Source organism: Streptomyces yamdrokensis, assembly GCF_053890455.1.
In genome coordinates, this window is sequence record NZ_CM132679.1 from 2,196,916 (window position 1) to 2,209,513 (window position 12,598).

Consider the following 12,598-nt stretch of genomic DNA (forward strand, 5'->3'; position numbering starts at 1 on the left):
ACAGGTTCTCGATTCCACGGTCCATCGTGATCGGTGTGACCGGTTATGGCCTGTTGAGTCCCTCCGGAAGACAGCGTTCCGGGGGCGTGCGCGTCGGAGTGTGGAGAAGATCTGCATAATCTCTGGAGATCGCGAGGGGAGGGATTACGCGTGAACGATTCGACGGGCACCCCGTGCCCGGAATGCGGTACGCCCAGGAAGAGGGACAACACCCCTTCCTGCGCCTGTACGCTGCGCGTGTCCGACGCCCTCCGCGACGCCCGTACGGCGCAGGCGGCTCAGGCCGAGGACTTCTCCCCGCTGCGCATCCGCCCGTACGTCGAACTCGACGACGGCACCACGGCGGCAGGAGCGGAGGCGGAAACCGGAGCAGTGGCGGCGAGTACGCCGAACGCGGCACCGGAGCCCGGCTCCGCACCGGCCGACGGGACCCCCGGCATGCCGAAGGACGGTGACGCCCCGGCAGACGGCGGCGCGCCGGACAGCGGCCGCGCTTTGGAACCGGAGGCCGGACAGGGAGCCGAGGAGGCCCGCCGAGCGGCGCGGGGCGAGCGCACCACGGACGGCGAGCAGGCCGCGGACGGCGGGCGGACGGCTCCCGGTGGACAGACCGCCCGGGCCGAGCGGACGGCACCCGGCGCGCCGCGGCCGGCCGCGGACGCCACCATGCAGCTGCGCGCCGTCACCCCCGACGCACTCGCCGCGCCCGGCACCGCCGAAGCCCCTGCGGGTCCGGTCTCCCGGTCCGCGCCCCTCGTCACGCCTCTCGCGCCGCCCACGACCGAGCCGAGCGCCACCGACCTGCACCTGTTCGACTCCACCCGCCCCCTCAGGACGGTGTCCGCCGCCGCGGGTTCACCCGCAGGCCCTGCCACGCCCCCGCTCCCGGCCGACGGCGACCCCGCTCCCCCCGGCGGTGGCCGCCGTCGCCGTACCACGCTGCTCGTGGCCGCCGGGGCCGTGGTGGCGGTGATCGGGGCCGCCGGGTGGGCGAGCGGGCTGTTCGCCTATGAGACGCCGTCCCGGGACGGCGCGCTGCCGGACGACGTACGGGCGAGCGTGCCGGACGCGCCGTCCGGCACGCCCTCGGCGGCGCCGGCCACGAGCGTGTCCGGCTCACCGGAGGCGTCCGCCCCGGCGTCGGCCTCGGCCCCGCCGTCCGGGAGCACGAGCCCGTCGGCGTCGCCGTCAAGCTCCGAGTCGGCCAAGGCCGGCGCTTCGGCGGCCCCGTCGGACGAGCCGGAACCGTCCGCGACCCCGACCACCGGCCCCCCGGCCGACGCCCCCGAGGATGTGCGGGAGCTGGACGGCGGCGACGCCACCGGCCCCACGCTGAGGCGCGGCGACCGGGGCCCGGAGGTCGCCGGGCTCCAGGAGCGCCTGAGCAAGGTGTACCTGTACAACGACGAGGTCGACGGCCGGTTCGACCGTCGCACGGAGGGCGCCCTCCGCAACTACCAGTGGTCACGGGGCATCCGCGGCGACGAGCTGGGCGTGTACGGACCGGAGACCCGCAGCCGGCTGGAGTCCGAGACCCAGGGCCTCTGAGCCGACGGTGCCGGCCCCGGGCAGGCCCGGCCCTACCGGCCCGCCGCGTGTCCGGCTTCCGTGATGTGCAGCAGGACCGTCCCGTCCGCGCCGCGCTCCACCCGTACCCGGGTCAGGTCTCGTACGACCACGTCCGGATCGTGGAATCCGGCGCGCGGGCCGATGCCGACGACGCGCATGCCGGCCGCGCGCCCCGCGGTGATGCCCGCCCCGGAGTCCTCGAAGACCACGCAGTCGGCCGGGGCGATGCCCAGTTCCGCCGCGCCCTTGAGGAAGCCCTCGGGGTCGGGCTTGCTCGCGCCCACCGACTCGGCGGTCACCCGCACCCGGGGCTGCTCCAGTCCGGCGGCGGCCATCCGTGCCGTGGACAGGGCGACGTCGGCGGAGGTCACCAGGGCGTGCGGCACGCCGTCGAGGGAGGCGAGGAAGTCGCGGGCGCCCGGCACCTCGACGACGCCCTCGGTGTCCGCGGTCTCCTCGGCGAGCATGCGCGCGTTGTCGGCGTAATTCTGCTCCATGGGCCGGTTCGGCAGCAGCAGCGCCATCGAGGCGTATCCCTGCCGCCCGTGCACGACCTTCATGACCTCGTCCCCGTCGAGCCCGTTCCGCTCGGCCCAGCGCCGCCAGACGCGCTCGACCGAGGCGTCCGAATTGACGAGGGTGCCGTCCATGTCCAGCAGGAGGGCACGGGCGGCGAGTACGGCGGTGGCTGTCATCGGCAGCTCCAAAGCACGGGAAGGGGAAACAAGGCGGCCCCGCCCGCCGGTCAGGGAAAACGGGCGGGAGCCACTTTGTTTATCAACGATACAAAATAAACCCGGCCCCCCGCCAGCCTCTCCGTCAACCGTTCACGGATCGTTGGCCTCGCCGTCGCCGCCGTCCGCGCCCTCGCAGCCGCCCCCGCAGTCGGACCCGGCGGGGCGGCCGGCCCGCCGTTCGCCCCGCCGCCCGCCACCGGCCCGCCCCGCTCAGCCGGTCACCGCCTCCCACAGGCTCCACACGCCGAGCCCCAGCATCAGCAGCGCCGCGATCCGGGTGATCAGCCTCAGCGGCACCCGCTTCATCAGGGCCTTTCCGCCGACGATGCCCAGCCCGGCCACCGCCCACAACGCCAGCACCGCACCCAGGCCGACCGAGAGCGGGTCGTCGTAACGGGCGGCGAGGTTGGCCGTCATGATCTGGGTGAGATCGCCGAACTCGGCGACCAGGATGAGCATGAAGCCCGCTCCGGACACCTTCCAGAAGGACTGGTTCTCCGGCTTGCGGATCTCCTCGTCACCCTCGTCCTTCTTGAACAGCAGCATCGCCGCGCCGCCCAGGAAGAGCACACCCGTGATCGCGTGCACGAGCTGCTGCGGCAGCAGGGTGAGCACGCTGCCGGCCGCCACCGCGAGCGCGACGTGCACGGCGAAGGCGGCGGCGACGCCGGCGAAGACGTAGGAGGCCCGGTAGCGGGTGCCGAGGACGAGACCGGCGAGCGCGGTCTTGTCCGGCAGTTCGGCGAGGAGGACGACGCCGAACACGACGGCCGTCACGGTCAGGTTGATCAAGGTTCCTCGATCGGTCGGGGCTGCCCCGCCGAGAGTCTGTGCGTGTCCTGCGTGTCCACGGGACGCCTCGGCACGGCAGCACACATGGCACCCGTGCCGAGGGGCACGGGCGGTGCACTGCTTGCCGAAGGTCTCGCCGGCCGGTCCCTGTACGGGACCTGCCTCCGGGCGCCGGCTCAGACGGGCTGAGCAGTATGTCGACGGTCCGGCGAAGGGCTACTCCCCCTCTGCGCCGTCCATCGTACGCGAGGCCGGTCCGAGCCCCCGCACACACGCCTCCGCACGGACCCGCACCCCCTCCGCACCCCGTCCGCCCCTGCGGGGCTCCCGCGGAAACGTCACGCCCGCACGACATCCGCGCCACATCGACACCGCAGCGCGTCTAGACACGCCATGCACACGTCATTAATTTCTCACCGGGTCCACTCCTCCCCGTAACGCCACGAGGCGAGCATCCCCCTTGCTCGTACTTCAACGGCCCCACCCCACAAGGGAGTTCGCATGCCGAAGTTCTACGCGCGTCGACGTCTGGGCATAGTCGCGGCGCTCACCGGGCTCATCGCCTCCGCCGGGATACTCAACGGCCCGAGCGCCTCCGCCGCCCTCCCCACCCCGGTCAGCGCCTCCACCGCCCGCACCTACCTCGCCTCTCTCACCGTGTCCACGGAAAGCCGCACCGGCTACAACCGCGACCTCTTCCCCCACTGGATCACCATCAGCGGCACCTGCAACACCCGCGAGACGGTCCTCAAGCGCGACGGCACGAACGTCGTCACCAACTCCTCCTGCGCGGCCACCAGCGGCAGCTGGTACTCCCCGTTCGACGGCGCCACCTGGTCCGCCGCCTCCGACGTCGACATCGACCACCTCGTCCCGCTCGCCGAGGCCTGGGACTCCGGCGCCGGTTCCTGGACCACGTCGCGGCGCCAGGCCTTCGCCAACGACCTGACCCGCCCGCAGCTGCTCGCGGTCACCGACAACGTCAACCAGTCCAAGGGCGACAAGGACCCCGCCGAGTGGATGCCGTCCCGCACGGCCTACCGCTGCACCTACGTCCGCGCCTGGGTGCAGGTGAAGTACTACTACGGCCTGTCGGTCGACCCGGCCGAGAAGTCCGCCCTGCAGGGTCACCTCGCGAGCTGCTGAGGCCGCCGACCGCGCGGAACGCCGCAACCGGCTCAAGATCCCCCGGACCCCTCCGTCGTTCCGTACCGTACGGGGCGACGGAAGGAAGGGATCACCACCATGACCGGACTGCGCCTCGGACCGCTGCTGAGGTACATCGACGGCTCGTCCGCGACCGTCTGGGCCGAGACCTGCCGGCCGGGCACCGCCGAGGTGCGCTGCGCGGACGGGTCCGGCGGGACGGCCCGCACCTTCCAGGTCGCGGGGCACCACTACGCGCTCGTCGAGGTGACCGGCCTGACCCCGGGCACGGCGACGCCGTACGAGGTGTTCCTCGACCGGACCCGGGTGTGGCCGCCGGCCGGTGACGCCGAGGACGGGGCCTTCGCGTCGCTGCCGCCCTCCGTCATCGCCACTCCCGGCGCCGGGGACGCCGTGCGGGTCGCCTTCGGCTCCTGCCGCTGGGCGTCCCCGCCGGCCGGCGAGCACGATCCCGTCGGCCCCGACGCGCTGCACGGCCTGGCCGCGCGCATCGCCGCCGACCCGGGCGGCGAGCGGCCCGACGTGCTGCTCCTCCTGGGCGACCAGGTGTACGCCGACGAGACCTCCGACGCCACCCGCGCGTATCTCGCCGCCCGCCGCGACCTCGACGCCGCGCCGGGCGACCAGGTGGCGGACTACGAGGAGTACACCCACCTCTACTACGAGTCCTGGCTCGACCCGCAGGTGCGCTGGCTGCTGTCCACGGTCCCCACGTGCATGGTCTTCGACGACCACGACGTGATCGACGACTGGAACACCTCAGCCTCGTGGGTCGCCGACATGCGGGCCACGCCGTGGTGGGGCGAGCGGGTGCGCAGCGGCCTGATGTCGTACTGGGTGTACCAGCACCTCGGCAATCTCTCCCCGCGCGAACTGGCCACGGACCCGCTGTACGCGTCCGTGCGGGAACTGCCCGACGGCACGGACGCGTTGCGGGCCTTCGCCGCCGGCGCCGAGGCGGACACGGCCTCGGTGCGCTGGAGTTACCGGCGCGACTTCGGCCGGGTGCGGCTGCTGATGGTGGACACCCGGGCGGCCCGGGTCCTGACGGAGGGCGAGCGGGCGATGCTCGACCCCGCCGAGGCGGCCTGGCTGCGCGAACAGGCGCTGGACGGGCGCGGCGGGTACGACCACCTCCTCATCGGCACGTCCCTGCCCTGGCTGCTCCCGCATCTGGTGCACGACGTCGAGGGGTGGAGTTCCGTGCTGGCCCGGGGTGACAAGGGGCCCCGCTGGGCGCGGTTCGGGGAGTGGCTGCGGCGGGCGGCGGATCTGGAGCACTGGGCGGCGTTCCCGGAGTCCTTCGGGGAGTTGGCGGAGCTGATCGCCGAGGCCGGTACGGGTCCGGATGCGCCGGCGACGGTGTGCGTGCTCTCCGGGGACGTCCATCACGCGTATGCGGCGGAGCCGCGCTGGGGCCCGGGCGGACAGGGGCGCGGACCCGACGCCCGGGTGGTGCAGCTGACCTGCTCGCCCGTGCACAACTCCATTCCCCTGTCGATCCGGCTCGGCTTCCGCTTCGGCTGGAGCGCCGTCGCCCGGGGCGTCGGACGCGTCTTCGCCCGGCACGGGCGCGCGGGGCAGCCTCCGGTCAGGTGGCGCAAGACGGGCGGCCCCTGGTTCGGCAACCAGCTCATGACGCTGACGATGCGCGGGCGTTCGGCGGTGCTGAGGCTGGAGCACGCGCGCGCGGCGCAGGGCCCCGCACCGGGGACGGACGTGGTGCGGCCGGGCGCGGGTCCGGGTGTCCGGCTGGGAACGGTGACGGAGACCGAACTCAGCAGGTGACACGGGGTCGAATCCGTGAACCCACTGCGGCGTTGGGGGTGCACCCGGTCGCGCCTTCGAGCGTGGGGGTGGGAAACGGGGCGCGTTCACGTGCGGCAGCAGACGGTCGCCCCCTCCCGGTTTCCCACGGCACCCATGGTCGAATGTTGAACTTGAAAGTATCAATCAGGGGCACCCGACGTGGGTTCTCGACCCGGCTCCGGTCCCGGACCGGGCACCCGTGCCGCCGCGTTCATGCCGTCGGGCGCCATGGCCCACGCCTGCTCCGACGTGCACCGGCCCCAGGCCCTGCGGCCGATCCGGAACGAGGGCGAGGGCGCGGCCATGCACTGCCGGGCCGTGCTCCCGCCGCTCCCGCCGCTGTCCACCGGCTCCGGCGCCTTCCGTCCGGACCGCATGTTCATCCGCCGCACCCGGACACGGACCGTGGAGCAGCGGGCGGCCGAACGGACCCCGGTCACGGCCCGACCTTCCTCGGGGCCACCCCCGCCCCCGCGGCGCTCTCCCCCCGCCCTCACGCCTCGGGGAGAGCACCGTCCGTCGCCGGAGGGGGAGTTCGCGAACGGAGGCCTCGAGGGAACGCGAACTCCCGGTGCCGCGCGCACGAATCCTTCGTGACCTTTCCGTCATCTGCCCGGCGTACTCTCAGTGACTGTCAACGGTCATTCTCCTGCCGCTCCCCCCGCGACACCGCGGCACGGTCTGGCCGACGGGGGAGCAACGGGGAGTTTCGGGTGGAGAGTTTCGGGTCGCTGATCGGCAGCCCATGGGTCTATGCGGTGGTGGCCCTCTCGGTCCTGCTCGACGTGTTCCTGCCGGTGCTGCCGAGCGGGGTCCTCGTGATCGCCGCGGCCACGGCCGCCGCCGCGGGCACCGCGACCGACGTGCCCGACATCCTGCTCCTGACGCTGTGCGCCGCCACCGCCTCCGTCCTGGGCGACCTGGTCGCCTACCGTCTCGCCTGGCGCGGTGGCGACCGCCTGGACCGGGCGCTCGCCCGGTCCCGCCGGCTGACCGGCGGGCAGGAACGTCTCGGCGCCGCGCTGGCCCGGGGCGGCGGAGGTCTGGTCGTCCTCGCCCGTTTCGCCCCGGCCGGCCGCTCGCTGGTCTCGCTCGGCGCGGGAGCCGCCCGGCGCCGGGCCCGCGACTTCCTGCCCTGGTCGGCGCTGGCCGGCCTGTCCTGGGCCGCCTACAGCGTGGCCCTCGGCTACCTCGGTGCCCACTGGCTGGGCGCGACCTGGCTCGCCACCGCGGTGTCGGTCGCCGCGCTGTTCGGGGCGGGGGCGGGGGCGGCCTACCTGATGCGCAGGCGGCCGGCGCCCGGCGCGGGCGTCGTCGCGCAGCCGGCGGAGGCGTCGTAACGCGGGACCGGCCCGCACCCTCCCCACCGCCCGCCACGTCGTCGTCCGCCCCGCCTATCCCGCCTGCCGCGCCACGCCCGTGCTCGCGCCGCGCACCTCCAGGCCGTCCAGCAGGTCGGCCGTGGCCCCGGCGATCGCGTCCACGGCCCGGTCGAAGACCTCACGGTTGTGGGCGGCCGGCGCCCGGAAGCCGGACACCTTCCTCACGTACTGCAGGGCCGCGGCCCTGATCTCGTCTTCGGTGGCCTCCTCGGACAACGCGGGCGGACGCAGGGTCTTGATACTCCGGCACATGCCCCCAGTCTCACCCCGAGGGGCCCCTGAAAGCCATGCCGGACGACGACGTTCCGGGACTTGCCCGATCGGGTGAACCGGGCGAGGAGACCCCCTGGTTGACTCGCCACCCAAAATCGAACAGGCGTATCATTGGCGCGTGGCTGCGACCTATGACTTTCCAAGTGACCTCCTCGCCGGTCAGGAGGAACTGCGTCAGGTCCAGGCAGAGTTGTCGGCCCTGTTGAGACGGCTTCCCTGGTCGGTGGAACCGCTCGACGGGTTCAGCGACGACACCGGCTGGCGCCTGGTGGAGCGCCCCGCCTCACCCGGCTGGACGGACGACGAGCAGGCCGAGGTGGAGAAGCTCCGGCGCCGGGAGCACGAGCTGGTGGTGTTCGTCAGCACCCATCGGTACTGGGCGGGCCTGGCCGGCGCCGACCGCGTCCAGGCCCGCTCCCGGCTGAAGCACGCGCACGGGACACCGCCGCCGGGCGGGAGGAAGCCGTCCCCGTAGGGACACCCCCGGCACGAACGGCACAGGGCCCTTTGGAGGACTTCCAAAGGGCCCTGTCGCCGGTGGGCGCGGACGGTTTCGAACCGCCGACATCCTGCTTGTAAGGCAGGCGCTCTACCCCTGAGCTACGCACCCGGGCCCCGGGCGCACCGCCCGGGCCGAGTCGACAGCCTACATGGCCCGGGGAACGATCCGGGCTCCCGGGTCCTGCCGCGATCCGTCCGGGCGGGATTCCTCCCGGGTCGCCTCCGGGTTCTTCCCTGGACTCCGCGCGGGGCCCGTACTGGGGGTAGCCCCACCTCGGTTCCGGTAGTGGCCCGGATCCCCCGGCGGGGCCCGTTTCCGTACGGTCGAAGAGCGCCGGAAAGCGCGACCGTCCGTCCCAGGGGGAGACCGTCATGACCCGCACGACCCGCACGTCCGGCACCGCCGGCACGACCCGCACCACCACCGGCTCCTCCCGTGGCGTGCGGCTGCGCGCGGCCGCCCTCGGCGGGGCCGCCGTCGTGCTCGTCGGCGGGCTGACGGCCTGCGCGACGGCCGCGGACGACACCGACCCCGACCGCCGGTCCTTCGGCCTGCCCGGCAGCACCCTCACCGTCGACTCCGACGACTCCGCGCTCGAGATCGTCGCCGCGGACCGCGGACCGTCGAGGAGCATCGAGGTCACCCGGTGGTTCCAGGGCACCGTCGCCCTCGGCACGGACCCGAAGGCCACCTGGTCGCTGGAGGGCGACCGGCTGAAGCTGCGGATCGAGTGCTCCGGCGTCGTCGCCGACTGCTCGGCCAAGCACCGTATCGAGGTGCCCCGCGGAGTCGCCGTGAAGGTCGAGGAGGGCGACGGCAGTGTGCGCGCCCGGGGCTTCCGTGACGCGCTGGACATCCGTACCGGGGACGGCTCCGTGCACGTCACCGACACCACCGGTCCCCTGGGCGTGCGGACCGGCGACGGATCGGTGCGGGCCGAGGTCGCGTCCCGCACGGTGCGCGCCCGGACCGGCGACGGCTCGGTCCGCCTGGAACTGAGCGCCGTACCCGACCTGGTGGAGTCCCGCACCGGCGACGGTTCCGCCACCGTCGAACTGCCCCGGGCCACCTACCGGGTGACGACCGGGACCGGCGACGGCTCGGAGGAGGTGTCGGTGCCGCGCGACGACGCCAGCTCCCATCTGGTCGACGTCCGCACCGGCGACGGGAGCATCACGGTCCGTACGGCGAACTGAACGACCCGTGTGTTCGTCCTTCACCGGTGGGACAATGGCCATCGGGCAGGCGAACGACAGTACGGGAGAGGGATGTGACGGCGACACCAGAGCAGCCGTACTCGCCGTCGGGACCACGCGTGCGCCGCATGCGTGGTCTTCCGTCCCGGGGCCCCGTCCCCCGGGGCCCCGTCCCCCCGAGCCGGGCCGCCGGTCCGTTCCGTGACACGTTCGCGCTGACGGTCCTGCCGCTGGTGGCGGCGCTGGTCCTGCCCGTCGCGTTCGCCGGCGGCGGCACCCGGCGCTGGTTCGGCGGACGGGCCGAGAACCAGCGGGCCGAGGCGCAGGACGCCAAGGACGCGGCGGCGGCCGCGTTCTACGAGCTGGACACCGCCCAGCGGGACCTGCGGATCTCCATAGAGACGATCACCGCCGTCGACAGCTCCCCCGCCGCCCGTCGCGCCGTCGCCGACTTCGAGGCACTCGGCCGCCGGATCGACGAGGCCAGCCACACGTACATCGCCGCCGTCGACGCCCATGATCTCGACCGCGACGACCTGGAGGCCTCCGTCGCCTCCCGGGCCCGCACCGAACTGACCGCGGCCAAGGGCGAGCTGGACCGGGTCAAGCGGGAACTGGACCGCTTCACCGACGGGCTCGGCCCTCTCCTCGGCAAGGCCGAGACCCAGCTGGCCCGGCTCGCCCCCGCCGTCGAACGGGCCCGCCAGGCGCTGCTCGCCGCGTCGAACGCGCTGGACGCCGCCCGCGCGTCGGGGCTGCGGGCCGACGACCTCGCCGCCCGGCTCGCCGCGCTCTCCCCGGAGCTGACCAAGCTGAACCAGGGCGCCGGGCAGCACGGCGTGCCGCAGACCCTGGAGCGGGCCGAGCAGGTCATCCGTCAGGCCGAGGCCATCCGCGCGGAGGCCGACCGGCTGCCGGAACTGGCCGCCGAGACCGGCCGTCGGCTGGTCTCCCTGCGCACCCGCGCCCAGGCCCTCACCACCCGCAGCGAGCAGGTGGAACCGGTGCTCAGCGAGCTGCGCCGGCGCTTCACCGCCACCTGCTGGCAGGACCTCCAGGGCGTCCCCGACCTGGCCGCCGAGAACGTGCGGCAGGCCGAGAGCAGGCTCGCCGAGGCGAGCACCGCACGCGACGAGCAGCGCTGGGCGGACACCACCGCCCTGCTGTCGACCGTACGGGCGCTGCTGAACACGACCGACGAGGCCGTGTCCGCCGCCGGGGACCGGCTGGGCCGGCTGAACGCCGTGCAGAAGGACCCGGAGCAGGAGATCGAGCGCACCCGCTTCGCCATCCGGGACGCCCAGCGCCTGGCCATGGCCGGCCGTCACACCCCCGACCCGCGCCACGCCCACCCGCTGGACAGCGCCGTGGCCCGGCTGGAGCGGGCCGTCGCCGGGCTGGAGGGACGCCATCCCGACTACTGGCACTTCCTGACGGAGACGGAAGCGGTCCGCGAGTCGGTGGCGCAGGTGGTGGCCCTGATCCGCGAGGACCGGGGCGGCTCCGCCGGCTGAGCGGTACGCATCCGGCCGCCCCGCTCCCCCGTCACCGGCCCCAACCCGCCGTCGGCCGGTTGGGGCCTGTCCGGCGGATCATGCCGAAGACGCGGGGTCCGGCACGCCCGTCCGCGGCGTTGCCGTCGGTCGCCGGCTCCCCCGGGCTCCCGGCTCCGCTCGGGCAGGGAGGACCCTCCCCCATCGCGTCGGCGCCCTCCTCCGCCTCGCGGCCGAACGCACCGGACCCCACCCGCCCCGGCCGGACGGACACCGCCGGTCGCCCCCGACGTGATCCGACCGTGATCCGCCGGACAGGCCTTAGGGGGCCTTGCACCATGCCCGCCCGGGTCGCGCGGCCCGGCACCGCACCTCGCCGCGTTGCCGGAAAGTCCCGGTGGCTCGGCTACGAGGGCTCTGTGGCGCCTTGCGACGCACGGCACCGGACCACGCGACCTCATCGGGCGCTCATGGTGCAAGGACCCCTTAGCCTGTATGCATGCCTCGCTACGAGTACCGCTGCCGGACCTGCGGCGACACCTTCGAACTGAGCCGTCCCATGGCGGAGTCCTCCGCCCCGGCCGCCTGCCCGGCAGGACACGACGACACCGTGAAGCTGCTGTCCACGGTCGCCGTGGGCGGTGCCGCCTCCGCCCCGGCCGCCGCTCCCCGCGCGGGCGGCGGAGGCGGTGGCGGCGGCTGCTGCGGCGGAGGCTGCTGCGGCTGACGGCCCCCGCGCCGGACCGGCCCGGCGACCCCTGGATCTTCCTCAGGTTCTCTTCAGCTACGCGTTTGTACGGTGGCCCGCATGACAGCCATCGCAGCGCACAGCGTGTCCGTCGCGGCGGGCGGGGAAGCCGGGCCCCAGTGGGTCAACGACCTCATGGACGCCATGGGCGCGCCGGGGGCGGGACTCGCCATCGCGCTGGAGAACCTCTTCCCGCCGCTGCCGAGCGAGGTGATCCTGCCGATGGCCGGGTTCGCCGCGAGCGGTGGGCGGATGGGTCTGCTCGCGGTGCTGCTGTGGACGACGGCCGGTTCGGTGATCGGCGCGCTCGCCCTGTACGGCGTGGGCGCGCTGCTCGGCCGGGAGCGGACGGTGGCGATCGCGGGGCGGCTCCCGCTGGTGAAGGTCTCGGACATCGAGAGGACCGAGGCGTGGTTCCTGCGGCACGGGACCAAGGCGGTGTTCTTCGGCCGGATGGTCCCGGTCTTCCGCTCGCTGATCTCGGTGCCGGCCGGTGTGGAGCGCATGCGGCTGTCCGTGTTCCTCGGCCTGACCGCACTGGGCAGTGCCATCTGGAACACCGTCTTCGTCCTCGCGGGCTACGCGCTGGGCGAGAACTGGCAGCAGGCCACCACCATCGTGTCGGGCTACTCCAAGGTGGTCCTCGGCCTGGCCCTGCTGGCGGTGCTCGCGTTCTTCGGCACGCGGATGCTGCGGCCGGGCGCCGGCCGCAGGCGGCGCGACCGGCAGGCGGGCCCGCAAGAGGCGCGGACGTCGGACTCCCCCGGCGGGGGCGACACCGCAGGCCGGTACGAACCCGCCGCCGGGCACGGGCCGGCCGGCGGACACGGATACGCGCCCGCCGACCGGTAGGACCCGGCCGGGGGCACTCCGGCCGGGCCCGGGCAGCCCGGCGCTCCGGCGCGGCCTCGCCGAAGCCGCCTCACCGGG

The 12,598-nt window shown here is 74.2% G+C and carries 12 protein-coding genes and 1 tRNA gene; 9 read left to right on the top strand and 4 right to left on the bottom strand.

Translation table 11 applies throughout. The annotated features are described in order from the left end of the window. The first annotated feature begins 237 nt into the window (after nucleotides 1-237). The gene (locus tag ACWZEH_RS09255) at nucleotides 238-1,548 is read left to right on the top strand and encodes a peptidoglycan-binding domain-containing protein (protein WP_456197315.1); all 1,311 of its coding nucleotides are present in this window, start codon (nucleotides 238-240) and stop codon (nucleotides 1,546-1,548) included. A gap of 32 nt (nucleotides 1,549-1,580) precedes the next feature. On the opposite strand, the gene ACWZEH_RS09260 is transcribed toward ACWZEH_RS09255, so the two are convergent. Together ACWZEH_RS09260 and ACWZEH_RS09265 are read right to left on the bottom strand one after the other, a co-directional pair. After that, complete coding sequence (locus ACWZEH_RS09260; protein WP_456197317.1) at nucleotides 1,581-2,264, bottom strand: HAD family hydrolase; 684 nt, start codon at nucleotides 2,262-2,264, stop codon at nucleotides 1,581-1,583. 252 nt (nucleotides 2,265-2,516) lie between these two features. After that, nucleotides 2,517-3,098 carry a TMEM165/GDT1 family protein gene (locus tag ACWZEH_RS09265; RefSeq protein ID WP_456197319.1) on the bottom strand — a complete coding sequence of 194 codons (582 nt, stop codon included), beginning with the start codon at nucleotides 3,096-3,098 and terminating at the stop codon, nucleotides 2,517-2,519. A 501-nt stretch (nucleotides 3,099-3,599) separates the two neighbouring features. On the opposite strand from ACWZEH_RS09265, the gene ACWZEH_RS09270 reads away from it, so the two are divergent. The 3 genes from ACWZEH_RS09270 (at nucleotide 3,600) to ACWZEH_RS09280 (ending at nucleotide 7,414) form a co-directional block, all read left to right on the top strand. Next, entirely contained in the window at nucleotides 3,600-4,244 is a 645-nt protein-coding gene (locus ACWZEH_RS09270; RefSeq protein WP_456197321.1) for an HNH endonuclease family protein, read from the top strand. A 99-nt stretch (nucleotides 4,245-4,343) separates the two neighbouring features. Next, entirely contained in the window at nucleotides 4,344-6,053 is a 1,710-nt protein-coding gene (locus ACWZEH_RS09275; RefSeq protein WP_456197323.1) for an alkaline phosphatase D family protein, read from the top strand. Nucleotides 6,054-6,787: 734 nt separating this feature from the next. Continuing rightward, nucleotides 6,788-7,414, top strand: a complete 627-nt coding sequence (locus ACWZEH_RS09280) for a DedA family protein (RefSeq protein ID WP_456197325.1) — start codon at nucleotides 6,788-6,790, stop codon at nucleotides 7,412-7,414. Nucleotides 7,415-7,468: 54 nt separating this feature from the next. Here the strand turns inward: ACWZEH_RS09280 and ACWZEH_RS09285 are convergent, their stop codons facing one another. Then, nucleotides 7,469-7,708 (bottom strand): DUF2277 domain-containing protein, encoded by a 240-nt coding sequence (locus ACWZEH_RS09285; RefSeq protein WP_456197327.1) that lies wholly within the window; start codon nucleotides 7,706-7,708, stop codon nucleotides 7,469-7,471. Between the two features lie 139 nt (nucleotides 7,709-7,847). Here ACWZEH_RS09285 and ACWZEH_RS09290 point away from each other — a divergent pair, with 139 nt between their 5' ends. Then, the gene (locus tag ACWZEH_RS09290; RefSeq protein WP_456197329.1) at nucleotides 7,848-8,204 is read left to right on the top strand and encodes a hypothetical protein; all 357 of its coding nucleotides are present in this window, start codon (nucleotides 7,848-7,850) and stop codon (nucleotides 8,202-8,204) included. 63 nt (nucleotides 8,205-8,267) lie between these two features. Here the strand turns inward: ACWZEH_RS09290 and ACWZEH_RS09295 are convergent. Further along, nucleotides 8,268-8,339 (bottom strand) — tRNA-Val (locus ACWZEH_RS09295). Nucleotides 8,340-8,602: 263 nt separating this feature from the next. On the opposite strand from ACWZEH_RS09295, the gene ACWZEH_RS09300 reads away from it, so the two are divergent. The 4 genes from ACWZEH_RS09300 (at nucleotide 8,603) to ACWZEH_RS09315 (ending at nucleotide 12,520) form a co-directional block, all read left to right on the top strand. Continuing rightward, nucleotides 8,603-9,427: a DUF4097 family beta strand repeat-containing protein gene (locus ACWZEH_RS09300; protein WP_456197330.1), complete on the top strand. Its 825-nt coding sequence runs from the start codon at nucleotides 8,603-8,605 to the stop codon at nucleotides 9,425-9,427. A gap of 74 nt (nucleotides 9,428-9,501) precedes the next feature. Continuing rightward, a complete protein-coding gene (locus ACWZEH_RS09305) occupies nucleotides 9,502-10,941 on the top strand; it encodes a hypothetical protein (protein WP_456197332.1) in 1,440 nt (479 codons plus the stop codon). Between the two features lie 478 nt (nucleotides 10,942-11,419). Beyond that, complete coding sequence (locus ACWZEH_RS09310) at nucleotides 11,420-11,647, top strand: FmdB family zinc ribbon protein (RefSeq protein ID WP_456197334.1); 228 nt, start codon at nucleotides 11,420-11,422, stop codon at nucleotides 11,645-11,647. 81 nt (nucleotides 11,648-11,728) lie between these two features. Further along, a complete protein-coding gene (locus ACWZEH_RS09315) occupies nucleotides 11,729-12,520 on the top strand; it encodes a DedA family protein (protein WP_456197336.1) in 792 nt (263 codons plus the stop codon). The last annotated feature ends 78 nt before the right edge of the window (nucleotides 12,521-12,598 follow it).